Raw genomic sequence first — 24976 nt, forward strand, 5'->3', positions numbered from 1 at the left:
CTCTCAAAATTATTTGACAAGTTTTTTATAGTGAAAAACGCAATACACTAGAAGCCACGCATATAATTTTCACAATTCTTAATCATAAAATTTCCAAGAAACCCCAAATCTAATATTAGCATCATTCATCGGATAACGACGAACAGTATAATAGCCCTTCGGCATACCCAGATATTGATTAACAAAGTTGCAACTCAAGAAAAGGGTCACACGTTGAATGTTCGCTGTAGTCCACACATCAAATATTGGATAAGTCGAAAACTGAAGTGCGGCATTATCATTATAGAACTGACCTGTATTAATCGAATAAGATGGTGTTGTAAATGGCGTATTAAAACGTGCATCAACACCGATATTAAAATCAACAACCTTATATAAGACATTATTATAGTACAAACTATGCCAGGTATAGATCTCAGGAGTAGCTAGAACCTTCTGTTGATCGGTTTTCTGATAGACAACCAAGTTATCCAATGTAAATCTCCTGAACTTAAACTTTTGCCCTACGGACACCTTTAATAGGTTTGCAGAACCCAATTGAGCAGGTTCGATTAATTTAGAAAGTCGAGCATCACCTCCTGGATTATCGATTTCCTTAAAATAAAGGTAATTGTCCATTAGGAAGTATTCAACCTTACCCTTGAAACCAATTTTAGGATTGCTGTATTGGAATGCTAAATTCTGTGTTTTAGTTTTCTCAAGCTCGCGCTCCCATTGATGATACGTATAATTCATACGACTAAATACCATTTCAGGAGATTTATTCTGCGAATAAGCTGAAATAGTTATTTTACCCACATTAGAACTCAATAGCATGTCTGCTTTTGCTTCATATAAATAGTCTCCAAAATTATGTCCCAATACAATTTGATTCACATTACCAGTTACATTAACGCGATCGGAAAACTTATAGCCTAATTCTCCCTTCAGCATGCCATTTTGATAGAACCTATTATTGATACCGCTATCCGAATACCAATACATATCATGTTGAAAAGCTACATTCAACTTTACTTCATTCTTAAAAATAGATTTACCTCTTAGAAAAAAGCTATATTCAAATTCATTGGATATTGAAGTAATTGAAGTAGTATCTTGTGTTAGTGTGGATGACCCATATGGAAAAGCACCATTGCCATCCGTTTCATTTTTAAAAAAATTGTATTTTTGAATCCTTACCGAACTATTATGGGCCACACTATTTGTTGGAAATATCTGCATCGTAGGCTTACCTGCATCAACCGTATCCAAACGACCAATAAACATAGATTGTCTAAGAAAAAACGAATTATCACGCCATTCATTTCGAGGTCTATTGTCTCCCAATCCATTTAAGCGTACCGGATACCGATCAGAAGACTGACCTAAGGTATCTTTAAAAATATTATTTGCTAAGACAGAACCGTTCTCTGTAGCATCCAATTTATTAAAGACCACATTAGTCAACAAGTTGTAACGATGGTTCTCAGATTCGTACCAAGCAAATAAAGCAGATTTAATATCAGAATAAGTCTGATTCGAATAGTAACCCGCTGTTTTTGTAGCATGAAACTCTCCACCAATGTTAAGCCTTGGATTAATATTCTGCGCCAAACGTGCACGAAAAACCTGATCATCAAAGAAAAAGCCAACCGTATAGAGTTCTGAAAACCTTGCGCGCGCTCTAAAATACTGTATAGAATCTGGCCGATATAAAGTACGCTCCAAGCTATGAAAGCCGCTTTGAAATCCAATGGTCTTAGTAGGTTGAAATAATAAATCGCGAGTTGCTAAACCGTAAGAGCCCAAATTAATACTTGGGTTCCACGGCAAATTCTGTTTATTATAATATTGAAAGTTTTGATGTGAAGTATCTATCTGAACGGTAAAAGTGCCCTTTTTCATCATATCCAATGTCGTATATCGAATATATTTAGCCGACAAAATCACAGAATCTTGTTTCGCATCCTCTTTTGCCCTAGCGGAATCTAAAGCACTACTCCATTCATCATTACTTTGTGCTTGAACTTGATTTACAAAACCAAGAATACAACAAAAAATCGCTAATAAGCGCAGGGTCACCATCATTTATATTTGAACTAACATTGTTGAAAAACTATTGCAAAGCTATTAATTCTTTCAAAATTAATGTCATTTTTGGTTCAGCTTTTGCAGCGATGTCGACAATATCTTCCAAAGAAACTGGTTTCAAATCCTCATGAAAACCTTCATCTGTAATTACAGATATGGCAAAAACAGGTAAATTCATGTGATTGGCAATAATAACTTCGGGAACAGTACTCATTCCGACAATATCACCACCGATCAATCTCATGTAACGATATTCCGCTTTTGTTTCCAAATTAGGACCAGGGGCAGAGACGTAGACCACTTCATGTGCACGAATTTCTTTTGCAGCAGCAATAGCAAGACCTTGTTTAATCATCTCTCGATTATAGGGCTGACTCATATCAGGAAATCGAGGACCAAATGCCGAGAGATTAGAACCTCGCAAAGGATTATCAGGCAATAGATTAATATGATCTGAGATAATACCCAAATCACCTTTGAGGATGTCCGGATTTAATGAGCCTGATGCATTCGAAACAAAAAGCTTTTGGATCCCTAGAACTTTCATGATACGAATCGGAAATGTAATCTCTTGCATATTATATCCTTCATAATAATGAAGCCTACCTTGCATAGCTACAACCTTGCGACCATTCAGGGTACCAAAGATCAACTTACCAGTGTGAAATTCTACAGTCGAAATGGGAAAGTTGGGAATATTAGAATACATCAAAGCGTATTCCACTTGGATCTCATCGACCAATTTACCTAAGCCAGTACCCAATATTATTCCAAAATCAGGTTGAAAATCACCTATTTTCTTGCGGATAAATCCAGCTGTTTCTTCTATCAAATGATACATACGTACAAAAAAACTAATTTAATCAAACTTAACTTAATTTTTTTGCACGTACAACACACTTAACTTATTTTAATTATGCGAAAGCTCTCTATCAGAAGCTTTACCAGGAGAAGTAAGCACTAATAGTAAGAAAGTAATAAACCCATTAATAATGATTAAGTCCAATCCAATAACGTAAGGAGTATACACTTCAATCACATAAGTTTTCAGTACATACAATATAACAGGTGATATCACACAGATATACGGCACCAATTTATCTTTAACAGCATATTTAGTTGAAATACCTAGTACAAATAAACCAAGCAATGGACCATAAGTATAGCTTGCCGCAGTAAAAATTGCATTGACGACAGAATCATTATTGATTAATTTAAATACTAAAATAACCAACAACATCACAATTGAAAATCCGAAATGCACATAATTTCGTTGCTTGACCAACGCTGGATCATTTGGATTCTCTTTCTTATTAAAATTTAAAAAATCAATACAGTATGAAGTAGTCAAGGCCGTCAGTGCCGAATCTGTAGTCGCAAAAGTTGCTGCTGTCAATCCCATCATAAAAATAATTGCAGGAAGAATTGCTAAATGATTCAATGCAATTTCAGGATATAGGTAATCTCGCGTGGCCAATTGACTAATATCAATACCATTTCGCTCCGCATAAATATATAATAAAGCCCCTACTGCCAGAAAGAAAATATTGATGACTACAAATACACTTGTAAACGTAATCATATTCTTTTGAGCCTCTTTAATCGTACCCATAGAAAGATTCTTCTGCATCAAATCTTGATCTAACCCTGTCATAGCAATCGTGACGAAAATACCACCCAAAAATTGTTTCCAAAAATTCGTTTTACTCCCTACGAAATCATCCCAGAAGAATATTTTAGAATAGCTACTTTCTTTCACCGCTTCAAAAGTATCGACAATACCAAAATCGAGTCCCTTAGCCATAAAATAGATTGATAAAATTACAGCAGTAATCAAAAATGTAGTTTGCAAGGTATCAGTCACGATAATTGTCTTTAATCCACCTTTATTAGTATAAAGCCAAATGAGCAACAAGCAAATCACTACTGTGATTGCAAATGGTATTTTCCAAGCATCAAAAATAAAATGCTGCAAAACGATAGCAACCAAATAAAGTCGAAATGCAGAACCAATCGTTCGCGAAATAAGAAAAATAGCAGCTCCCGTTTTATATGTTGTATGTCCAAAACGCTCTTCTAAATAGGTATAAATAGAAGTTAGATTCATCCTATAATATAACGGAAGTAAAACATAGGCAATAATAATAAAGCCAACTGCATTTCCCAGTACAAATTGAAAGTAGCTAAATTCTGAAGCACCTACTGCACCCGGAACTGAAATAAACGTTACACCAGATAAGGCAGTACCGATCATACCAAAGGCAACCATGTACCATTTAGAATTACGGTTAGCCACAAAAAAAGTGGAGTTGTCCGATGACCCCTTTGATGTAAAATGCGCGACGACAAGTAAAACAGCAAAGTAGATAACCAAAAAAGATAATAAAATTATTGGTGACATAAGTTTGGTTTATAATTGATTTGTGTTTAATGAGTTTCTTGGTATGCTTCTATCGCTTGGCGGACATGACCAAATTTATCTAATAAAGCTGTTGCCTCATCTTCCGTAGCATTCGTCTCATCCATGATAATACGGACACCGCGTGCAACAAGTTTATGATTTGACAACTGCATATCTACCATTTTATTTCCCTGGATTCGTCCCAATTGAATCATGATAGAAGTACTCAACATATTTAAAACTAATTTCTGGGCAGTCCCGGCTTTCATACGTGTGGAACCCGTAACAAACTCCGGCCCAACAACAACCTCGACAGGTAGTTGCGCCTCAGCAGCTATTGGAGATCCACCATTACAAACAATACAGCCTGTTGCTAACCCAGCAGCATTTGCCGCTTTCAAACCACCTACTACATAAGGTGTAGTTCCTGATGCTGCGATACCAATGACAACATCCGTTTTATTGATGCTATACTCTGTTAAATCTTTCCATGCCTGCTCTGTATCATCTTCTGCAAACTCTACTGCTTTACGAATTGCTGTATCACCGCCTGCGATCATTCCGATAATCCAATCAAATGGCACGCCATATGTCGGAGGGCATTCCGATGCATCCAAAACACCTAATCTTCCACTCGTACCAGCACCAATATAAAAAACACGACCTCCATTTTTCATCTTAGTAACACACTCACTAACTAATGCCTCAATTTGAGGAATAGCCTTTTCAACAGCAGCAGGAACCGTTTTATCTTCGTTATTAATATTCGTTAACAACTCCAAAACAGTCATTTTTTCTAAATCCTGGTAATTCGATTCTTTTTCGGTTGTATTTATCATTCTTTTTTGTAAATTTTCTTTAATTGTATTGTAATAACGCACGAATATCAACAAATTGATATCCCTCTCCCTTTAACTGATCTATCATTTCACCCAAACGATCATAGAATTTATCCTTTCTACGTGAGTCCGTACCCATATGTATGAGCACGATAAATCCATTTAAACCGTTAGGTTTTTTATTCTCTTTCCACAAACCCGCTTCGATATCCTCAGATGATAAATACCGCGCTCCCATTTCAGGATAACTATAATCTGCAGCAGTTCGTAATCCAGGTGTATAGTTAATAGGAATATACCCCATCTCTCTACTCCATTTCACAATCTCTTGATTATACCATTCATAAGAAGGAATAAAATATTTATTATCGGTACCAAAACCCATTTTTTCCAATTCCTTAAAATTCATATCCAAATCATGGACAAATGAATCTTTTGTTACTAATAAATCAATCCTATTTCCCCATTCACTAAACAATAAATGTTTATCAGAATGAGCTGAAATATAATGCTTATTTTTTTTTATTTCATTCACAACAGATCGAAATTTTGTTGTTCTCAAAAAATCTCCTGTCAAAAAAAACGACCCTTTTATTGATCTACTCTTTAATGTATTGAGTACACTTAATCCACCCTCAGCTAAATCATGTCCTGTAAAGACAAGAGCAATCTGCTTTTGCAAACTATCCCCCCTCACGATTGCTCCGTAGGCGTCCGTTACTACTTTTTTACTTGAGGCTCCTCGATTGCCTTTTGCTCTTGAGATGCCAACAAATATATTAAAGATGCAGTCCCATCCATTGTCGGTTCATTTGTACTATAATCTCCGTAGTCATCGTGATAAACAACTAAATCACTTTGAAATGGAGCATATAAATCCTCATTCAATAACTTTATACCAATCAAATTACGATAAGTCGATGTCATAATAGGCCCATCAACCAACCCGCCATCAATCGGAAAATTCTTCAAATGGGTAAAAGCAGAATGTGGATTAACTGGCGTATCTCCCCAAGAAGGTAAGCCATAAACCATACTTGTACCCCAAGGGTTTGTCCCAAACAACCAATCGATATTTGCTTGTGCCAATTCATCATACTGCACATCACTTGTCAACTCTTTATACCATAAACATTGAATAGCAAAGGATACCGTCAAATTATTACTGCACCAAATAAAAGGTACCCCTCTATAAAATGCATTTTTTTCCGCTCTAGCAAAAACCTGCTCTATTCCTGATTTATAATATGAGACAATTTCCTCGCGATCATTGCCTTTTAACTGTTTACCCAGTTCATAGTGACCTAGATTAATAAATGGATACCATTGATAATGCGCAGCTGTATCAGTCGTCATCCAAGGAGTAATTTTTTCTTGTCTCGCATATCCCATCGATTCTTTTAAAAACTTCTTATTGTTAGTCGCTCCATAAAACATTGCTCCTGCCAACTCCATATCATCCACCCAATTATCCTCAGCATAGATATATGGAGATTTTACTGATACCGTTTGTGTTACCCCTGGTTTTATTAATGCAAAACTATAGGCCGTCTTCGCTTTTTTAGCCAGGGTTTTCGCATACTTTTTATCATCGCCCCAAAATAATGAACTACCAAGGTGAAAAGCACTCGAAAATTTTGCTGCTGTAGAGCTTGTACCTGTCGTATTATTCATAAATTTCCCACGTTGCTGTGGTTCACCATCAATAAAATAAACAGGCCGTTCGTATCCCCTTCCATAGAAAGGGTCTTCTCCAGGCATCCTCATATTCGTGTGGTCCCTATCATCTGCAATCTGATTAAACATTAAGTTTGGTGCAGGATGCATCTTAATCAACCAATCCAACCCCCATTTTGCCTCGTCCAGGACATCAGCACGCCCATTTTCCCCATCTAACCCATTTGCTTGCTTCTGATCGCCAAATACATTTGGAAAATCACGGTAGGCAGCCAACAGATGATAAGTTGCATTTGCTGAGGTGGTCGAGTACTGTAAGTAATCAGAAGCATCATGCCAACCTCCACCTGCATCAATTTGCGTACTATCAGCGATCCCCACTTTGTTTGCATGCAAAACAAACCCATCATGTGTATGGCAACTATCTTGTAGGTATGGATTAAAAAGTGTTCTCTGCTGACGCATATAACGGAGAGCAAAATCCGCAGCTCCTTTGTAAACATCTTTTCCAATCTTAAAAACAGGAGATTTCACATCTCCAACCTTTAAATAGTAAGACCCTGTATCGCGATAAGCTGAGAAATCAAACCTAAAACTCTGTACAAATGGGCCATACGAACCAAAATCTTTACCTATAGTATTAGAAAATACGCGTTTCTGCGTTTTCACATCAATCAACTCAAACTGTATGTAGTTCCCCTTTTCCTTTCCCCCAAATACAGCAACCTTTATTCCTGAAGGTGTATACCCTAATTGGTTTACTCTAATCCATGCCTGTTCTTGCGCTTTCGCAAAGTTAAAAACAAAACATGCAAAAACAAGCATAAAAACTCGTTGTAAATGTAATAAGTTTTGTGTACTTAATTTCATAATTTAGAACTTTTATAAAGTTAAAACTTTAGTTTAACAATTTTACCATCCATTGTACTGCAGACGATCTCTTTATTACCCAAAACAAGCATTGGATTGACCATGCCATTCGAAATTTTATACTGCCATAAAACAGCACCCGATTTAGCATCAACAGCTGACAACAATCCTGAATGACTCGGTACAAAAACAATTTTTCCATTTGTAGCTACAGCTGATGGGGTCAATTCGTAAGGAAGTTTTAAACTTGATTTCCATGACACTTGCATTTCACGTCCTTTTGTTGAAACACCAAGCAAATCACCGTCCATCGTTTTCACATAAACATATTTATGATTAGCAGAAAGCCCCATAGACTCTCTCACCCGGATAGGATCTTTCTTCTCTCTCCATATCACCTCACCATCTTTTGCATTTAATGCGGTCATAAAGCGATCTGGAGCGACTACAAAAATGGTATTATTCACCGCAACAGGATAACAAGCTGCTGCTGAAAACATACGATTAGCATGACCATTGTTCCATTCCCATTCCAAAGCTCCTGACTTAGCATTTAAAGCATAAAAACCATTACCCCATGAACCAAAAATAATTAAACCTTGATAGTAGGTTGGAAGTGTAGACACATAACCTTTTACGCCATTGAAGTTCCATTTCTGTTTTCCAGTCATGACCTCCAGCGCTCTGAAAACCCCATCTGATCCACCAATATATGCTGTACCATTATGAATCAAAGGCGACCCCAACACCTCCTTTTCTGTTTTGACTTTCCATTTCAACAAACCAGTCTCCGCATCCAATCCATAGATATGATGATCAGAAGAACCAACCACTGCAACTCCTTTCCATGTAGCAGGTGTAGCATAAACTTTACCCCCAGTTTTGAATGACCACTTCTTTTCCCCTGTCTTACTATCTAAAGCAAAAATTTCACCTGAAGTATTTGCTGTTATAAGCAAGTTCTTATAAAGAGACATTCCAGCTCCAATATCACTTGCATCTTGAAATTCCCAATCTACAGCAACTTGCGCTGCATATTTATCATTGACAGTGTAATTTGGTCGAGGATATTTTGTTTTATCCAATTCAAAGTGATGGTTCTTTAATGCAATCACTGCCCAAGGATCCAAATATATCCCCTCAACTGTACGTTCTTGATAAGTAGCCTTACCCTGGTCTATTGTCACAATATTATAACCCCCAAATTCGCTTTTTGCTCGCAAGTTCGACCTACCCATTACACCCGGAATTCCTTCCCAATCATATACTTTATTCGTATGCCCATGTCCACAAAAAGCCAACTGTACATTTCTAGACTTCACCCGATCCAAAGCTTCAAACCAATTATTCAAAGAAGAATCTTGTGGATAATGATTGATATAAATTAAGGGAGTATTACGATCAGGATTCGCATTAAAAATAGAGTCCATCCAAACCAGATTCTCTCGCGGAATCTGACCTGGGCTCATCCGCATATTCGGTCCTGAGTTCGTCCCCAAAAACATAAAACCTTTGTGTTTAAAAAAAAACGTTTCTCCTCCAAAAACACGTCGGAAACTATTAGCTCCATTTTCAGACCAATTACCATCATGGTTACCAGGAATCACATACCATGGCAATACAAGACTATCTAAAATTCGCTTTGCCAACTCCAACTCATCATCTGCTCCAAATTCGGTAATATCACCCGATAGAATAACAAAGTCAATATCTTTTAACGTATTAAGATCCTTTACCGTACGGCGTAAATCCTCTTCTCCTGTAGCACCACCAACATGTGTATCAGTAACATGCGCAAATTTGAAAGTTTGCGCATTCAAGAAATTAAAGGCAAAAATCAACGTACAAATAATACTATAGGTTCTCTTCATCATATTAAGAATTAGTTATTAAGGTAAATATACGAAACTATGCGTGTTTGTGCGATATTTATAATAAAATTGGCATAAAAAAAGGGTCATCTAAAATAGATGGCCCTTTTTATGCTATGAATCGATTACCAACCTGGATTTTGATTTAAGGTAACACCATGATCTGCGTACAATGCAATCTGATCTATTGGAATCGGATTCAAATAATACTTATCCAAAACCACACGTTTATTGACAAAAGATGGAATGATATAACCTTTAATACCATCTCCATCAACGAATACACCTTTTAAACCATTCGGATATTTTGAAAGATCTAAATATGCTCCACGATTAATAGAGGGGTGTTTATCTGTATCTGCGTATGTTAATTTTTTCCATCGACGTAAATCATCTAATCGCAGTCCTTCAAAAATAAGTTCAGATCGTCTTTCTCTACGTACTTCCCAAATTATACTTGACACATCTGCATCACGTTTAGGGTCATCATAAATAACACCTTCAACAGCAGGATTATCACCTATTATTTGCAAAGCTGGAAGATCAACACCATTACGAGAACGCAATTTGTTAATAGAGATATCCAAATCTTGTTGCGTTAAAATACCCAACTCTGCTGCAGCTTCTGCATAATTAACCAACACCTCTCCATAACGTAAAATTGGAGCATCAGTAATATTTAAATAACTGGAACCCAATACATCATCTTTCAACTTATCATTCAAGAATTTTCTAGTCGAGTAACCCGAACTTGAATAATTAGCTACGACACTCATTAATCTTAATTCAGGAACAACAATTGCAGATAGACGTCCATCACGATTAGCAAGAACATCACCTACAGAAAGATCACCCTTATATACTTTTGACTTACCAATCGGTAAACCATCCTTTGCTAAGTAATTATCAATGGCATCCTTAGAAATACCTGACTGTGCCTCTTTATTATTATAAGACATCAATGCATGTTGCAAAACACCATTCACATATTCTTTAAACAAAATCATCTCCGAATGACCAACTAAAGATTCCGAAGAGAATAAAGCACGATAGTCCGAACCCAAAGAAAATTTACCTGATTTAATAATTTCTTCAGATGCCCATTTCGAAGCCTCTAGATAAGCCTTGGCCTTTTCTTTATCAATATCATGATATTTCAACCAAGTCCCCTCAAATAAGAAAACCCGAGACATATATGCCAATACCACATACTTATTGACAGCCTGTTTATCTGCACCGTCCGCAGCACGAACATTTTCAGCTGCAAATTTAAAATCTGCCAACACTTTATCCATCACAAAAGTTCTCGAATCTTTGTTACGATAGAGATCTGCATCATTTTCGGTCATTACGTGATCGATATACGGCACATCCCCAAAACTGTTGACAAAATTAGCATACTCAAGAGCACGAAAAAAACGACCTATTCCAGACCAATGATTTTTAGCTTCTTCCGATATAGGAGCGATTGGTACACTCTCAATAAACTGGTTCGCTTTTCTAATCCTTGAATAATAAGATTTTGTTCCCGCCACCGTTTGCGATGTCGGTAAAGCTGGTGACCATCCACCACCAGAAGTAGGGACATTTAAGGTAAATTCTGCCGGTGAAGTTGGGGCAAAATCATCATTCAAACTTTGACCTGAAAAATAAATTCCCCAAGTGTTATTTTTTCCATAACCCTTAAAATAAGAATTATAAAAACCGTAAGTATAAGTTCTTACATTATTTTCAGAAGACCAAAATGCAGGGTCTGACAATTGATCCAGAGGTTCCTTTACCAAAAAATCATTGCCCAAGAAATCTTTGGAACACGAACTGAACCCCAAAAGACTTACAATAGCTATATATTTTAAATATTTCATGTTACTAAAATGTTAATTGAACTCCAAAAGAAAAAGTTCTACGATATGGATACGAACGACCAAATGAGTTTTTATCATTTTTACCTTTTACTGTATAATCAGTCTCTGGATCAATTGGAACATCCAAATTTGTTATTTCAAATAGATTCTCACCAGAGAAGAAAATACGAGCTTTCTGAAATTTCGCTCTTTTAACAACCTCTTCAGGTAAAGAATAACCAAAGGTTAAGTTCTTTAGACGAACGTAAGACATATTCATCAAATATCTACTCTGTGGCATTGCATTGAATATTTCATTGCTCTGCAATTGATCTGTCGGACGGTAATAATAAGCATCGGTATTTTCCGGTGTCCAATAATCCATTTGATAATCGTACCATGCTTCACCTGGACGCCAGCCTGGGATAGCTAATGCTCCACCTGCCCATACACTACGCTCACCTACACCTTGTACAAAGACCCCTAAGTCAAAGCCTTTATAATTAAAATCTGCACGGAAACCATATTGGTATCTAGGTGTTGTATTTCCAAGAATTTTACGATCCCCTGGATTTTCCACCGTTCCATCACCCACACCAATCACACCGTCACCATTCAGATCCTTGTACTTTACATCTCCAGGCCCATATTTCAAGGTTGCTGTCTCATAATATGATTGAGAAGGAATACCACCATTTAAGATGTATTGACCTGAATTATCTTTTGTGAAATCACCTTCTTGAAACAATCGATCGGTTTCATAACCCCAGATTTCTCCAATCATCTTACCCGCATAATTTGAAGACAAACCTGATGCATATACAAGTGCAGAACCATCGTATTTAGAGATTTTCTCTGTGTAATCAGATAACTGACCTGACAATCGCATGCCTAAACCATTTGAAAATTGGTGGTTATACGCTAACTCCAATTCCCAACCGTTGGTTTGCATTTCACCAAAATTCCGCAATGGAGACGGTGCTCCAAAACTAGCAGGTTGCATTACTCCCCCTGTGATTAAATCTGAAACAGTACGTCTATATTTATTGAACGTTACATTCAACTTGTTTTTGAAGAACACCGCATCAAAACCGATTTCTTTAGTCGTCACCGTCTCCCAAGTAAGATCTTCCGATACAACAGAAGGTGTCGTCATCGTCACTTTATTCTCCCCATTAATTACCCAATCCGAAACATCCGTTCTTAAAGTAGATAGGTATAATGAATTAGGAACAGTCTGATTACCAACACTACCAATAGAAGCTCGTATCTTGAAGAAATCCAAAAATGACTTGGACCAATCCATATAATCTTCTTTCGAAACAACATACCCCAAAGATGCTGCAGGGAAAAACCCCCAAGTATTTGCTTTATTAAAACGAGACGAACCATCTTTACGAGCAAGGACCTCTACTAAATATTTATCTGCAAAATCATAGTTTATACGACCAAAAAAGCCCAAAGTAGACCAATGTGATACTTCAGAACCAGCAGTTATCGTTCCGTCAGCCAAGCCTATTTGAGGAAATGCAGGATCTAATAAACCCAATCTCTGAGAATATACCATATCTGCATTATACAGTTCAGCATTTGCACCAGCCATAACCTTAAAATTATGTTGATTTAGACTTTTACTGAAAGTAGCATATAAGTTTCCGACATGACGATCATTAAAACCACGTTGAATCTTGACCCTATTAAATTGCTCCGAAGTCCATGTTGATTGTTTGAAACCACCTAAATTCCAAAAATCATACCCAGAAACAGAACCACCATTTTCATTGTATTTATTTGTAAACGAGGTGTATGAATAATCTCCATCTATAACCAAACCCGGTAGAATCGTAGCTTTTGCTCCAAAAGTAAAACGGGCCATATTATCTTTTGTCAGATTCATATTAGCTTGCTCCGTTTCAGTAATCGCGTTACGAGTACCTACGCCATCAATTGTTCCATAAGGGTAGTTTCTTTGCCATCTATATAAATAAAACCACGGGTCATAAGTTTCAGAAGTATTAAAGATAAATGGTTTAGTTACATCCGAAGCTGAGTACAATACTTTAGCATACCCTGTCAACCAGCTGGTAATATCCGCATTAACACCTAAGTTAAAATTATAACGATTATATTGATCAGAGTTGACTTTCAAAACACCAGACTGACTCACTAATCCAAATCCTGCATTGTAATTCACTTTTTCAGATCCACCTGCAATGCTTAAATTGTGATTTTGTTGTGGAGTAAAATCTTTCATAAAAAGATCTTCTGCATCCCATGATCGATGAACATATAGATTTCCGTCCTTTACTTCATAATCACGTCCTTCCAACATATCACTACCAAGATCCTGACCTTCATACAACTGATTCCATTCTCTCATCTTATCAATGGCATAATCATCATAACGAATACCAAGATTTGAATAGCCCGCTAGCGCAGGGTTCGTTCTTTGCATAGCCAAGAGACCCGCACGAACACCGTCTGGAGCTGACGCCAATTTTGGCGTAGTTGTAGGTTTCTGCCAAGCAAAATTATTAGAATAATTGATACTTGTCTTTGTATTGCGTTTGCCGGATTTTGTCTTAATTAATACGACACCCCAAGCTGCTCTTGAACCGTAAATCGCAGCTGAAGCATCTTTAATAACAGACATAGACTCAATATCTGTAGGGTTTATCATCGACAAGCTCGGTACCTCGACACCATCTACCAAGATTAAAGGAGAAGCACCACCACTTGTTTGTAAAGAACCACTCACACCACGCAATCTGATTTGTGGATCACCACCTAAATCACCACTGGGGCTTGAAATTGTCAAACCAGAAACCGCACCTTGCAACGCTCTACCAGCATCGGTAATCGGACGCGTTTCAAAAGTTTTAGCTGCATCTACAGTTGTAACAGATCCTGTAACATTTGATCTCTTCTGACTACCATAACCAACAACAACAACCTCGTCTAAAGCCAGATTATCTTCCTGAAGTATGATATTAATCGTATTTGAAGAAACTACCACATCTTGCGAAACGTAACCAATAGAAGAAAATCTCAGTTTGCTACCAACAGTAGCCGTAATTTTGAATTGACCTTGAGCATCAGTTTTAGTAGCGGCAGTTCCTCCAATAACTACTACACTCACCTCCGACATTGGCCCATCTGGTCCTGTCACTACTCCTTGAACTGCATTTTGAAGTGCAGATTTGGATGAAGCTAGAAGTGACTGTGTTACTTTAGGATTATTCAGAACACTCTCTTTGCTTACATTACTGAAAGACTTGGAAGGCGCACTCAATCCCACTGCAACAGAAAATAGTATAAATTTTCTCATTGTATTGTAGCGTTTTAAAATAATAGATTTTTATATTGTAAATTAGTTTGTTTGTTCAAAATCAGGATATAATAAATACTTTTTACGCATCAATTTATAGACCTCTAAGTCAGATGCCCATGAAGCTCTAATATCTTGCTCTGATTTCCCAGCAAGAATTTGCAACCGTAATTGATCTGTACCAGCTAGCTTATCAAAAAAAGCAGGCCGAGCGAAAAAAGTCGATTTGTCAGGAGTTTTATTATAAAAATCCAAAAGGAATTTTAACGTAAACTTATGTTCAGAAGGAATAATATTTCTAAGGTCAAGACCATAATTAACAGCGCCCTTTCCCTCAACATGTTTTGTCATACCATGGCGTTCACCAGGAGTGAAAGTAAATGATCCATATACAGGATTGTTATAGCCAATAATTTGGAATGGCCAGTCCGTTCCACGACCTACAGAAATATCCGTGCCTTCAAAAAGACATAATGATAGGTATAGCCGTACTGACAATGCATTAGGTAGACTTGGGGAAGGGACTACAGGCAGGTCATACATCATCGTGTGGTCATAACCTTGCACCGGAATAATAGTGACATCACATTGTCTGCCATCTTCCAACCACTTTTCGCCATTTATCATCTGCGCCAATTCACCTATAGTCAAGCCATGGATCATAGCTATTTTATGCCAAGAAACATCAGATTTGAATTTATCATCGTGTCTCACAGGTCCATCAACTTGATCTCCATTGGGATTAGGTCGATCTAATATTATTAATTTCTTATTATGCTTGGCACATAATTCCATCACACGATGTAACGACGTGATATAGGTGTAAAAACGAGCACCAACATCCTGTAGATCAAATATCATGACATCAATTGACTTTACAATAGAATCTTGTTTCTGGTTACCCCCATATAAAGTATATAATGGCAATCCAGTTTTTGAATCAACGTCATTATCAAATTTCTCACCTCTCTCCACATCACCCCTAAATCCGTGCTCAGGTGCAAAAGCAAATTTCAGATTTATTTGTTCGTGCAATAGCACATCAACTAAATGTGTTTTTGATTGCCCAACTATAGAAGTTTGGTTCCCCATAACACCTACCTTCTTACCTTTTAACATCGGTAGATAAATAGCTAACTGATCTGCTCCAGTTAAGATCTGAGTGTTATTATTGATAGAAGTAAAAGAAGCCTGATTTACAACTGCTAATTTACTTGCACACGAAGTGAAAGTAAGAAAACTCGTCAATGCAAGGAATGCAAATAGTCTTTTCATATTTAATTAAAATTGATGATAGCCTATCTATCATACTGCCAAATAGTTAATAATTCGAGAATAAATGTAAGTAGATGTTTTCGTTTTTTTAACTAAATCACTTACAAAAACGCAAAACAAAGTAAGTAGTCACTTTTATTTCAAACAAAATACACCTGTAACTTTTTAACAGTTTTTAACATTAAAAATATCAAAAACATCATAAGTCATTGAAATATAGCTATTTATTAACAATTCTTAACGTTTACAAAAGCTAAATTAGTGTACCATATACACTAGTATGTAACATTTGTGATACTAAAGCAAAGTGTAGCATAAAACAGCAATTAAGGATTTATTAAAAATTCAATCCAAAAACATCACACGGGATATAAATACATTTATAAAATCGATTAAATTTCAAACAATCAAAGGAAAAAATGCGAATACAAAAAAGGAGTCCATAAGGACTCCATATATTTACACATTAATTTTCAGCAGTTCTATAGGGAGGATAATTTCAAATCAGCCAATTTTTTTCGCAATTTAACCATGAAAACATCACCAGGATCAGACTTTAACGTGATATAATTAGGATCTGTTTCTTTCCAATAAGTAGTATTACGAAAGGTTTTGTACTCGTGATGTCCAATCACAAAGTCTATCGGATATTTACTTTTCAATTGTCGTATAAGTGCTTCATTGGCCTTTAACTGTGCAGCGGTAAGTGGATACTTATCCCCGCCAATATTTTCAATACCTATTGCACAATAATTTAAACCAATTGTGTGTCTTGCAAACACGGTATCGGGTAAAAATTGATAAATAGTGCCATCTCTATCGATGACATACTGTGAGGATACGTTCAATGTACTAGCCTTCGTTAATTCCGGCCTACCGGGTAATAATACGGGGTTAAAAGTATTAAAAGTAGCCTGAACACTGTTATTTGCCGTCCAATGAACCACAACCATCGTAGGATGGATATAAGCATTTTCCTGCAATATACCATGTCGATTTTTAAGATACTCCAGAGAGAGCTGCTCACGCTCCGCATTCCAAGTAATCGGCTTTTGAATGATAGTTGGAGTTTGGGCAAAAACTAAAACAGGAAATAGGGTAAAAATTAATCGCAAAAGATTTTTCATATTAATGAAATAATTAGTAAAACGATAAAAAAGAAAGCCGCATTTTATTGCGGCTTTCAAATATAAATTATTCTTTGATATCCCACCAAACTGGGAATGACCAAATATCATCATTCAGAGCATTTGGATGTGACGCTCGCAAGTTCTCAGCATTATAATTTATTTCATGTGATACCTGACGCACTCTTCTAAACTGTTTTCCTTGCGGTATCTTTGTTTGGGCAGCTGCCGTAACCGTATATTCATAAGGCACTTTCCATCCGGGATAAACAAGGTTGCTAAAATCATATCTCCGCATATCGTTCCAATTTTGTTGTGAAAAGGATAAGGCTATTGATTTTTGAATCATAATTTTAGCTAAAGTAATATTGCCAGCCGTACCGATACCATTACTCAAGAAATTATCTATCTTAACATCTGTCATCGGAGACTTACTCGGGTTTATATTACCATAGGTACTTAATTTCATATTCATCAAATCAATATGTCCCTTAATACCGGATTTGTAAGCTTCAAATGCACCTGCCTTATCCCCTTTATTAAACAATACCTCTGCTTTTATAAAACACATCTCAGGATAGCCTAACAAATGTGTTGGCGCATCAGGTCGAGAGTAAAATGTTCCCGAAGCAGCGACTACACCATCTTTCCATTTATATATATCTGAAGCATCATTGTCGTAGCCCTTGGAGCTACTTTTTATTGATACATAAACAGTATCTCCCCAACGTGCATTATTCGCAGAATTAACATACCAAGTATGGGGAGCTATTGTACGACCATTATTATTAATTGGTACATCGCTTTCATTATATGCAGATGTCAATGGTCCTGCATTCATACGAATTGTTGATTGCATATCCACACCTTTACTCCGAACGAATTTCTTAGGAATACCATACTCTGCCCATGGAAGAAGTTTATCAGCTCTTGGATCTTCAATACCTTTTTGATCAAAGTTAGTCAAGATATCTTCATACCACTTTGTAATAAGCGTGCTCGTATTCATCCCTGCATTATCAAATACAATAGAAGTTTTCACAGGATCGGCAAATAAAATATCACCGATATTATCTGCTTGATCATCAATATGCGACACAGTAGTTCCTTCCCCAATGGACAAGGGCGCATTTTCAAGAGCTAATAATATAGCATCTGGCTTGTACAGACTTGACTTCTTAGATAAGTTATTTAGCCATCTTGCTTTTAATCCATAACACATTTTCAACCATTTATTTACATCACCACCATTCCAACTATCGCCTTCAGATAGTGGAGTGGCCGTACTTGGTTGTTGCATTTTAAAATACTCAATCGCTTGATCAATATCTGATAGACAACCTTCGAATATCGTTTTACCGTCATCAAATTTAGGTGTGATCTCTTCACCTAATGCCTCTGTGTAAGGCATTTCACCATACCAATCTACCATCAACATAAAGCCCATTGCACGAATGGCTTTAGTAGCACCTAAATAATGATAAGCACTTTCGGCAGTAGCCTTAGCTTCCATATCCTGGAAATTAGAACCAGCACCTACAAAAAAGAATTGATATGGGGTCGTTGACATGCCCGCGATTGGATTCCAACCAGCAGTCATACTTTGTTGCCCTGAACTATTGACAAAAGTCAATTGTTGTGTTATAAAATTTGCTCTCGTTCCAGCAGTACCTTGCGCATACAAATAATAGTGTTGAATCCAGGCCAATCGACTCTTTACTGAAGCAACTGTACTAGACGGTGTATTGGGGTCGACATTAATATCTAACCAATTTTTACTACAAGAAGAAAATAGGGTTACAACAAGTAGTAATGTTAATATTTTTCTATACTTATTCATGAGTTTCAATCTTAAAATTTAAAGTTTAATCCAAACATCACCCCCGCTGTATTTGGTACACCGTTAAAATCAATACCTACGGAACTTGACCCCACGACTCCAGAACCTGCAGCAGAAGTTTCAGGGTCCAATCCTTTATAATTTGTCCATAGCCATAGATTGGTTCCTGTCAGGGTTGCCGTTAAGCCTTTTACAACATTCGAAATACCTGCATTTTTAAGAACCCCATTTGAAAAGTTATAAGACATAGAAACACTTCTCAACCTTAACCAATTTGTTTTGGTCATAAAATTTGCACTTTCACGAGCATAAAAATCTCTCCAATAATCTTGAATTATACTTTTCCCACTAGTCTGTACACCTTTAACATCATAAAACTGATCGGCTAAAAACGTAAATGTTTTATCCATATAAATTGGATCCAAATCTGTCCCTCCATTGCGTACGGCTCCACTTAAAATCAATTCATCTCGATCTTCCGAACGTTTACTCATACCATTTAATGTCATCGCATAATCGGTTCCATTATAAACATCTCCTCCTATTCTAAAATCCAACAAAAATGATAAATTGAAGTTTTTATAGGTTAAGCTGTTATTGAAACCTCCGGTTAATTTTGGTTCGCGATTACCTATATCATAGGTCAACAGATTATCACTGACAGGCATGCCGGTATTTGCATCTAAAACAACTTGACCATTAGCTGTACGTGTCCATCGGGATCCCGATATTCCCATAAAATTACCACCATTAAATGAAGCTGCCTTCGCATTACCCACTTGAACATCCGTCACATACAAAATATCAACCCCAGCCAATAAATTATCAACAGTACCTTTATTTCTAGACATATTTAAGGTAGATTCCCATACAAAATCCTTTGTAACAATCGGTTTACCTGTTAATGACAACTCCATTCCTTTATTATAAATATCGCCACCATTAACAGAGATAAAGATATAACCAGTAGATTGACCTAAACGTGGAGAGAGGATTTGGTTATAGGAATTATTGGTATAATAAGCATAATCTATACCCAATCGACCATTAAAGAAACGCAATTCAGCACCAATCTCAAAAGAGCCTGTTGTTTCTGGTTTCAAATATGGATTGCCTTTTTGCCAATTATTACCAACTCCAACAATTTCTCCCAGATGAGAGATTGGTCTCCAGAGATAGGTATTGGTAACGTAAGGGTTTGCATCCTTACCTACTCGCGCATAAGAAGCACGTAACTTACCAAAGTTCAACCAATCTAACCCTTTATCCTTTAGCAACTCTGTAAAAACAAAACTTCCACCAACTGATGGGTAAAAATAGGAATGATTCTCCATTGGTAATGTGGAAGTCCAATCGTTCCTTCCTGTTACATTTAAATACAACATATTCTTGTAAGAAGCACGCAACTCACCATATGCACCAAATAAGCGTTTCATAGCATTTGTTACCCGAAATTGCTTATTTGCAGGTTCGATATTTTCAAAACTATAAAAATCTTCAACTTGCAAACGATAACCCATTTTTTGATTGTTAGTCGTCTTTGTTTGCTCTGAAAAGAAACCCACTAAAGCACCCAACTCGAAATCACCTACTTTTTTATTGAAATCTGACATCAAATTAGAAGACCAATAATTAAATTTAAAATCGCTTTCAGACATCATCCCTTCTTGCCACAATGGTTTTACAGCACCACCGGAAGCTAATTTTGTAGAATTTTTAGTCAAATAACTATCTGTACCTACACGGTAAGTGACATTCCACCAATCAAAAATTGGCATGGTCGCATTAAGGCTACCTGTAAAACGTTCGGTATTATCACCAAGTTTATTCTTATTGATTGTCCAATAAGGATTTTCAATATCATCCTGCAACGGTTGTAAGCCTTCAAAAAGTCGATACTTTGTGCCATCATCATTGAGATACTTCTTCATATTCTCACTCCTAGACCAACCATAGAGTGATTCCAAAGCTCCAGAACCTCCCGAACCCCATAAGCCTGCCGAAGTCAATGTCTTATCTGTATTTGATAGCGAGTAGGCAACATTTGCACCAACGATTAACTTACCAAATTTTTGATCACCATTAAATCGAAATGTGGTTTTATCGAAGCTTGTATTCGGAATGATACCTTTTTGGTCAAAGCGGGAACCAGATAAATAGAATGAACCATTTTGATTACCCCCCGATAAATTCACTGAATTATCAAAGATTGTTGAGTTTTGAAAAAAGTCTTCAATATTATTATACATCACATCATCAGCACCAAATTTTTCTCCCCAAGATTGTGTAGTATAGCTATCTAATAACCCTTGACTATTATATATACCCCTTTTGTATTTACTTTGCTGTTCAGGTAATCGATTGACCCAGTTATTGGAAACACGACTTGAAAATCCAATTTCAGTCCGACCATCTTTTCCCTTCTTAGTTGTGATAATAATGGCACCGGCTGCGGCTCTTGACCCATATAAGGCTGCTGCTGCAGGACCTTTCAAAACAGAAACATTATCAATATCTTCTGGGTTGACATCCATTACCCGATTACTATTTGAAGTTGAAGTTGCTTGAGCGCCGTCGAAAGCACTGTTGCCTCCAATAACTGTTGAATTATCATAAATAACACCATCAACTACAAATAGTGGCTGATTATCTCGTTCTAAAGAAGTACCTCCTCTCAAAATAATTTGTGCTCCTGCTCCTGCTGCTCCCGATGATTGCGTGACATTGACACCAGCAATTTTACCTGCTAAAGAGTTAATTACATTTGCCGTTTTATTCTTCATCAGCTCGTCCGATTTGATATCCTGAACAGCATATCCCAAAGCCTTTTTCTCCTTCTTTATTCCCATGGCCGTCACAATAACCTCGCTCAGAGCCTCTTCACTGCTCGAAAGCGAAATATTTACGGTAGAGCTTGAACCCACGGTCTCTCGCATTGGCTTGGAACCAATGGTACTAAAAATAAGCACATCTCCAGATTCGGCTTTGATTGTAAAACTTCCATCTGGATTGGTTTGCGTACTTACAGCTTTGCCTTTTATGCTTACTGTAACATTCGACATGGATGTTCCATCAGATGCATTGGTCACTTTTCCCGAAATAGTTTTCGTTTGTGCCCATAAACTGGTAGATAACATCACTCCCGAACAGAATAAGAGTAATTTTCTATTCATAATAATAAGTTAGATAGTAGCAATTGTTCATATCGGATGGTTCTATCCCGACAGGTTTATAATAATTATACTACAATAGTATAAAAAGGTTCTAAGTTTTGCAATATTATGCGCAATTATTTTTCAAATAAGCCTAAAAACACACATTGAAGCGTTTAATATGTAACACAATCGATTGAAATTGCATGATTAAGAAAAATAAAACGCAAAATAAAGCACGAAAACTCACTACACTAACTCAATTACATAAATCAATCCAATGCTATTTTCACATCATAATGCTGTCTGATATAATTAAGCTGTTCTTCAGAATCAAATTCTATATCCAAGATTGCCCGTTCCCGCTCTCTTTCAATTTCAATCTTAACAATACTGTTATAAAATCGAAAGACCTCTTTTTCACTCCCTAATATTAAACGTGGCACACGAACAGATTTCCCATTAGCATCCTTTGCCACCATCGTAAAATAAGATGAGTTGCAATGTTTAGTTTCACCGGATTGTATATTCATCGATTCAACACGAATACCAACCTCCATCGAACTATTGCCTACAAAATTGACTGATGCGATAAGCGTCACCAATTCACCAACTTCAATAGGTTTTAAAAAATTAACTTTCCCTACAGATGCCGTCACACAGTAATGCCCGGAAAACTTAGAGGCTACTGCAAATGCGATCTGATCCATCAACGATAGTACATAGCCACCATGTATCTTACCTCCAAAATTGGCATTCGAAGGCAACATCAATTGCGACATCCGTATAACAGATTCACCGGCTTTTTTATAAACTTCTTCCATAGAACTAAATATAGCTTGGAAAAATTCTAATTCCAAATCGTCACATTTCAATCAATAGCGCAAAAAAAAATCTATCAAAATCTATTAAATAGCTTATGAAACTATTTCATCGAAACAAAAAAAGGGGATATCCGCCTTGGATACCCCCTTTCAATAAATTCTTGATCACTATTTTATCTCTTCTGCTATATAGGGACTTTCATTACTCAATCGGTCCACTGCTTTAACCGCAACATATTGCAATTTTTTGCCATTCTTACTTTTCATAAGTTCCTTAGCCGTCACTGAAGGATCTAAAATCTCATACGACCACTCGCCACCATAATTGGTATAAAGCACCCAATGAAAAACTTGATCCACTTGTTTATGTTGCCACTTCGCAAATACAAACTCCTTCTCTGGTGTCAACAACAATGATGGCTTCAGCATCGGATTCGCATTCAACCAAGGTGTTCTTGGGATCAACACTTTATTCTGGTAAGGACCTTCAAAAACCGCCTTTGTCATCGCTGGATTTTTAATCAAACCAGCTAAGCTCCAATGAACAATACCTTTACTATTCGGCACGATATTGCGCATTGCCGCAATTTGATTTACAATTTCAGTTGGGTGTTCTGCTGTACGCTTCCCAACAGTATTGATACCTGGCCACAAATGTCTATGCATCGTATTTTCACTTTCCCACCATTTCAATAAGGTCGTAAAGCTTTGTTTAGCAGGTTGAATAGGCCAGTACAATTGTGGAGTGTAATAATCAATCCATCCCTTGTTCAACCAAAGTTTTGCATCTGCATACAATTGATCATACTGACTGGAGCCTTGAATACCTGCAGGATAACCCGGCTTCCATATTCCAAATGGACTAATTCCAAATTTTACAAAATTCTTCTCTGCTTTAATTTCTTTATAGATACGTTCAACAAATGTATTGACACTATTTCTACGCCAATCTGCACGCGCCAATGTCCCACCGCTTTTTTTATAGTCATTCCAGCTGTCATTATCTGGAAAATCCTGTCCACCGTTGTATTCGGCATACGGATAGAAATAATCATCAAAATGAACACCATCAATATCATAACGCTTAACAATGTCCATCACGACACGAACAGCATGATCCTGTGTCGATTTTTTCGATGGATCAAACCAATACCATCCTTGTTTTAGACGAACGACTGAATTTGGCATTTTTTTAGCCATGGACGATTCCGTCACTTTTCCACCAGAGGTATGATGCGCACGATATGGATTTAACCAAACATGTAATTCAATACCTCTTTTATGTGCCTCTTCGACCCAATATTCCAATGGATCATAATATGGAAAGGGTGCTTTTCCCTGCTCTCCGGTTAAAAAATAAGACCAAGGTTCTAAATCACTTTTATACAAAGCATCGGAAGAAGGACGTACCTGAAAAATAGCTGCATTAAAGTTATTTGCTTTCAAAAAATCCAAAATCTGGATTACTTCTTGCTTTTGTTCAGCCGTAGACAAAAAATTCTTACTTGGCCAGTTGATATTTGCGACTGAAGCAATCCAGGCAGCACGAAATTCACGTTGTACCTCAGGAAGCTCAACAACAACTTCTTTAGGTGTTTCAACCTTTTTCTCTTGAATAGTAGTTTTTACTTTTTCACGTTGAGGTTTATCCTTTTTATCGGGATGCTGTTGCACAACAACTGCGGGAGTGCCCTTTACTTCCTCTTGTTTTCTATTCTTTTTTGAAGAACAGGAAAATAAGAACAGCGCAACAGTCAATATTAATAAGTGATGTTTCATCTAAAAATGTTAATGTGATGTTTCAGAATTAAGCTACAAACTTAGATAAATTTGTTTCATATACAATGCAATTAAAATT

The 24976-nt window shown here is 36.8% G+C and carries 15 protein-coding genes; all 15 read right to left on the reverse strand.

Going from position 1 to position 24976, the window contains the following annotated elements; translation table 11 throughout:
- Positions 1-78 precede the first annotated feature (78 nt).
- Positions 79-2067: a putative porin gene (locus KO02_RS20180; RefSeq protein WP_038701223.1), complete on the reverse strand. Its 1989-nt coding sequence runs from the start codon at positions 2065-2067 to the stop codon at positions 79-81.
- Between the two features lie 28 nt (positions 2068-2095).
- Positions 2096-2911, reverse strand: coding sequence for a purine-nucleoside phosphorylase (locus tag KO02_RS20185; RefSeq protein ID WP_038701225.1), 816 nt, complete (start codon positions 2909-2911; stop codon positions 2096-2098).
- A gap of 69 nt (positions 2912-2980) precedes the next feature.
- On the reverse strand, positions 2981-4471 hold the full coding sequence (locus tag KO02_RS20190; protein ID WP_038701227.1) for a sodium:solute symporter: 1491 nt from the start codon (positions 4469-4471) through the stop codon (positions 2981-2983).
- A gap of 26 nt (positions 4472-4497) precedes the next feature.
- On the reverse strand, positions 4498-5310 hold the full coding sequence (gene murQ / locus KO02_RS20195) for an N-acetylmuramic acid 6-phosphate etherase (protein WP_038703079.1): 813 nt from the start codon (positions 5308-5310) through the stop codon (positions 4498-4500).
- 19 nt (positions 5311-5329) lie between these two features.
- Complete coding sequence (locus tag KO02_RS24170) at positions 5330-5992, reverse strand: polysaccharide deacetylase family protein (RefSeq protein ID WP_235212296.1); 663 nt, start codon at positions 5990-5992, stop codon at positions 5330-5332.
- Positions 5993-6030: 38 nt separating this feature from the next.
- Entirely contained in the window at positions 6031-7857 is a 1827-nt protein-coding gene (locus KO02_RS20200) for a glycoside hydrolase family 9 protein (RefSeq protein ID WP_235212297.1), read from the reverse strand.
- A 20-nt stretch (positions 7858-7877) separates the two neighbouring features.
- Positions 7878-9731 carry a PQQ-binding-like beta-propeller repeat protein gene (locus tag KO02_RS20205; protein WP_200878574.1) on the reverse strand — a complete coding sequence of 618 codons (1854 nt, stop codon included), beginning with the start codon at positions 9729-9731 and terminating at the stop codon, positions 7878-7880.
- Positions 9732-9853: 122 nt separating this feature from the next.
- Complete coding sequence (locus tag KO02_RS20210; protein WP_038701229.1) at positions 9854-11593, reverse strand: RagB/SusD family nutrient uptake outer membrane protein; 1740 nt, start codon at positions 11591-11593, stop codon at positions 9854-9856.
- A gap of 4 nt (positions 11594-11597) precedes the next feature.
- A complete protein-coding gene (locus tag KO02_RS20215; protein ID WP_051960100.1) occupies positions 11598-14900 on the reverse strand; it encodes a SusC/RagA family TonB-linked outer membrane protein in 3303 nt (1100 codons plus the stop codon).
- Between the two features lie 42 nt (positions 14901-14942).
- Positions 14943-16175 carry an exo-beta-N-acetylmuramidase NamZ domain-containing protein gene (locus KO02_RS20220; RefSeq protein ID WP_038701231.1) on the reverse strand — a complete coding sequence of 411 codons (1233 nt, stop codon included), beginning with the start codon at positions 16173-16175 and terminating at the stop codon, positions 14943-14945.
- A 482-nt stretch (positions 16176-16657) separates the two neighbouring features.
- A complete protein-coding gene (locus tag KO02_RS20225; RefSeq protein WP_038701233.1) occupies positions 16658-17302 on the reverse strand; it encodes an N-acetylmuramoyl-L-alanine amidase in 645 nt (214 codons plus the stop codon).
- A gap of 67 nt (positions 17303-17369) precedes the next feature.
- Positions 17370-19142: a SusD/RagB family nutrient-binding outer membrane lipoprotein gene (locus tag KO02_RS20230; RefSeq protein WP_051960102.1), complete on the reverse strand. Its 1773-nt coding sequence runs from the start codon at positions 19140-19142 to the stop codon at positions 17370-17372.
- An 11-nt stretch (positions 19143-19153) separates the two neighbouring features.
- Complete coding sequence (locus KO02_RS20235) at positions 19154-22315, reverse strand: SusC/RagA family TonB-linked outer membrane protein (RefSeq protein ID WP_038701237.1); 3162 nt, start codon at positions 22313-22315, stop codon at positions 19154-19156.
- A gap of 251 nt (positions 22316-22566) precedes the next feature.
- On the reverse strand, positions 22567-23118 hold the full coding sequence (locus tag KO02_RS20240; RefSeq protein ID WP_038701239.1) for an acyl-CoA thioesterase: 552 nt from the start codon (positions 23116-23118) through the stop codon (positions 22567-22569).
- Positions 23119-23286: 168 nt separating this feature from the next.
- Positions 23287-24897, reverse strand: a complete 1611-nt coding sequence (locus tag KO02_RS20245; RefSeq protein ID WP_038701241.1) for a glycoside hydrolase family 10 protein — start codon at positions 24895-24897, stop codon at positions 23287-23289.
- Between the last annotated feature and the right edge of the window lie 79 nt (positions 24898-24976).

It is taken from the genome of Sphingobacterium sp. ML3W, assembly GCF_000747525.1.
GTDB lineage: Bacteria > Bacteroidota > Bacteroidia > Sphingobacteriales > Sphingobacteriaceae > Sphingobacterium.

Bases quoted from the DNA above. Each gene is read 5' to 3' on its own strand.
- KO02_RS20180 (WP_038701223.1), bottom strand. From the start codon at position 2,067: ATGATGGTGACCCTGCGCTTATTAGCGATTTTTTGTTGTATTCTTGGT.
- KO02_RS20185 (WP_038701225.1), bottom strand. From the start codon at position 2,911: ATGTATCATTTGATAGAAGAAACAGCTGGATTTATCCGCAAGAAAATA.
- KO02_RS20190 (WP_038701227.1), bottom strand. From the start codon at position 4,471: ATGTCACCAATAATTTTATTATCTTTTTTGGTTATCTACTTTGCTGTT.
- murQ (WP_038703079.1), bottom strand. From the start codon at position 5,310: ATGATAAATACAACCGAAAAAGAATCGAATTACCAGGATTTAGAAAAA.
- KO02_RS20200 (WP_235212297.1), bottom strand. From the start codon at position 7,857: ATGAAATTAAGTACACAAAACTTATTACATTTACAACGAGTTTTTATG.
- KO02_RS20205 (WP_200878574.1), bottom strand. From the start codon at position 9,731: ATGATGAAGAGAACCTATAGTATTATTTGTACGTTGATTTTTGCCTTT.
- KO02_RS20210 (WP_038701229.1), bottom strand. From the start codon at position 11,593: ATGAAATATTTAAAATATATAGCTATTGTAAGTCTTTTGGGGTTCAGT.
- KO02_RS20215 (WP_051960100.1), bottom strand. From the start codon at position 14,900: ATGAGAAAATTTATACTATTTTCTGTTGCAGTGGGATTGAGTGCGCCT.
- KO02_RS20220 (WP_038701231.1), bottom strand. From the start codon at position 16,175: ATGAAAAGACTATTTGCATTCCTTGCATTGACGAGTTTTCTTACTTTC.
- KO02_RS20225 (WP_038701233.1), bottom strand. From the start codon at position 17,302: ATGAAAAATCTTTTGCGATTAATTTTTACCCTATTTCCTGTTTTAGTT.
- KO02_RS20230 (WP_051960102.1), bottom strand. From the start codon at position 19,142: ATGAATAAGTATAGAAAAATATTAACATTACTACTTGTTGTAACCCTA.
- KO02_RS20235 (WP_038701237.1), bottom strand. From the start codon at position 22,315: ATGAATAGAAAATTACTCTTATTCTGTTCGGGAGTGATGTTATCTACC.
- KO02_RS20240 (WP_038701239.1), bottom strand. From the start codon at position 23,118: ATGGAAGAAGTTTATAAAAAAGCCGGTGAATCTGTTATACGGATGTCG.
- KO02_RS20245 (WP_038701241.1), bottom strand. From the start codon at position 24,897: ATGAAACATCACTTATTAATATTGACTGTTGCGCTGTTCTTATTTTCC.